Annotated in this window: 3 protein-coding genes; 2 read left to right on the top strand and 1 reads right to left on the bottom strand. The window is 63.1% G+C overall.

Annotated elements, in window-relative coordinates:
- Window positions 1-438: metallophosphoesterase (locus BN1121_RS04805; protein WP_231553003.1), on the bottom strand; the 438-nt coding region annotated here is incomplete at its 3' end.
- A 193-nt stretch (window positions 439-631) separates the two neighbouring features.
- On the opposite strand from BN1121_RS04805, the gene BN1121_RS04800 reads away from it, so the two are divergent.
- Both BN1121_RS04800 and BN1121_RS19215 read left to right on the top strand, forming a co-directional pair.
- Window positions 632-1,801, top strand: a complete 1,170-nt coding sequence (locus BN1121_RS04800; protein WP_005345735.1) for a multidrug effflux MFS transporter — start codon at window positions 632-634, stop codon at window positions 1,799-1,801.
- Between the two features lie 14 nt (window positions 1,802-1,815).
- The coding region (locus tag BN1121_RS19215; protein ID WP_043597394.1) for a Gfo/Idh/MocA family oxidoreductase at window positions 1,816-2,236 on the top strand (421 nt) is incomplete at its 3' end.

Below are 2,236 nucleotides of genomic sequence, written 5' to 3'. Positions count from 1 at the left end.
CCGCCTGTGTTGCAGGCAGAATGCCTCATCGAGATTGTTCCAGTCGTTGCTTCCCGGGTCGGCGTGTACCACACCAATGTGGGCTCCACTGGTTGTCTCGACCGTCAGCGCCAGGGGGAGAGCGGCGAGGCGGGGCAGAACTCCTCTGACGCTCTGTTGCTCTTCGGCGCTCAGACGATCGAACCATTCACCGCCGTTGCGCCGCCAGCGCAGATGTTCTTCCTCACAGCCCTGCAGGGCACCCAGCATCATGGCCTCGTGATTGCCCAGAACGGTGCGAAACCAGGGGCGCTCCAGCAGAGAGAGGCAGGCCAGGCTATCGGGGCCCCGATCGATGAGATCCCCCACACCAATCAACATGTCACCCTGACCCGGATTAAAGCCGGAGTCGGCCAACTTCTCGCGTAGCAGCGAGAAACAGCCATGCAGGTCTCCCATGAACCAGGCTCTGCCACTGACCTTGAGTACTTGATGGGGGTGATAGGGCTCTGTCAACGGAGGCTCCGGAGCAAACGATGAAGACATTTCCAATATGGAATAACAGCAGTGAATAAATGCCATTTCTATTCATGTCATTGAGCCCGTAGACTGCGCCGACTTTTACCCATGGGTCAAGAAGGAGGGAGTGAAGATGGGATTGTTGTCTCTTTTGGTGCTGCTGGTGTTGTTTAGTCCGCTGGCCATCGACATCTATCTGCCCGCCATACCCCAGATGGCCGAGTCGTTGGGCGCGCCGGTGGAGTGGATGCAGGGCACCATCACCTGGTTCCTGTTCAGCATGGGGGTGGGTCAGCTGCTGGCCGGTCCCTTGGCCGATCGTCACGGGCGTCGTCCGGTGGCCCTGTGCGGTATCCTGCTCTATTGTGCCAGCGCCATACTGGCTGGTTTTGCCAGCAGCCTGGGGGCCCTGATGGTGGCGCGGGTGCTGCAAGGCCTGGGGGCCTGTGCTACCTCGGTGGCCGCCTTCTCTGTGGTGCGTGACAGCTATGGCCCAAAGAAGAGCGGTCAGATGATCTCTTACTTGAATGGCGCCATCTGCTTCATTCCGGCGCTCGCTCCTCTGCTCGGTGGTTGGCTCACCGCCCACTTCGCCTGGGAAGCCAACTTCTGGTTTATGGCCGGTTATGCCGTGCTGGTCGGCAGCGGGCTCTGGTTTACCATGCCCGAGACCCGTCCGGCCGAGACTCGCAGTGAGGGGGCGCTGATCGCCTGGGAACGCTATCGTCCGGTGATCGGTGACGGCCGCTTCCTGTTCAATGCCTCTCTGTGCATGCTGGCGATGGCGGTGATCCTCGCCTACGTCACGGCCGCCCCGGTGCAGCTGATGGTCAAGCTGGGCCTCGACATGGAGGGCTTCAGCCACTGGTTCACCGCCAATGCGGCCCTCAACATCGTCACCTGCTTCATGGCTCCGCGCTTCATCGGTCGCTTCGGGGCTCGTCGGACCCTGCGGGTCGGCCTGCTCGTGATATCCTCGTCGGCACTGCTGCTGACCTGGCTGCGCGGTGTCGAGACGCCGCTCGCCATGATGGGTCCCGTCTTCCTCTCCAGCATCGGATTTGCCATGGTGATGGGCTCGGCGGCCGGCATGGCGCTGGCCCCGTTCGGACACTGCGCCGGTACCGCCGCCGCCCTGCTCGGTCTGCTGCAGATGAGCGGTGCCGGGGCGCTGGTTGGAGTCACGGGGGCGCTGACCACGTCGCCAATGATGCAGCTGGAGTTACACATGTGGCTGCTGTTGCCGCCCCTGCTGGTGTTGTTGACCCGCCGCGGCCGCCGTCTGTGTGATACCGGAGCCTGAGACAGGAGAGAGTGATGGCACTGAAAACCGCCCTGGTGGGATACGGCTATGCCGGCAAGACCTTTCACGCCCCGCTGCTGCGCAGCGCCGATGGTATCGCCCTGACCACGGTCGTGAGCCGTGATGCCGACAAGGTGCACGGCGATCTGCCCGATGTGAGGGTGTGCGATATGGCTGCCATGCTGGCCGACCCCGAGATTGCGCTGGTGGTCATCGCCACACCGAACGATACCCATGCCCCGCTGGCACGGGAAGCCCTGCTGGCCGGCAAGCACGTGGTGATCGACAAGCCGTTTGCCCTCAACACCCGCGAGGCCGAGGCGCTGATCGCCCTGGCAAAGGCGCAGGGGCGACTGCTCAGCATCTTCCACAACCGCCGCTGGGACGCCGATTTTTTGACCCTGCGCCGTCTCATCACCGAGGGACGCCTCGGCG

Origin of the sequence: Aeromonas diversa CDC 2478-85 (genome assembly GCF_000819805.1) — a bacterium.
Taxonomy (GTDB): Bacteria; Pseudomonadota; Gammaproteobacteria; order Enterobacterales; family Aeromonadaceae; genus Aeromonas; species Aeromonas diversa.
This window is presented reverse-complemented; position numbering and strand designations above follow the sequence as displayed.

Bases quoted from the DNA above. Each gene is read 5' to 3' on its own strand.
- BN1121_RS04800 (WP_005345735.1), top strand. From the start codon at position 632: ATGGGATTGTTGTCTCTTTTGGTGCTGCTGGTGTTGTTTAGTCCGCTG.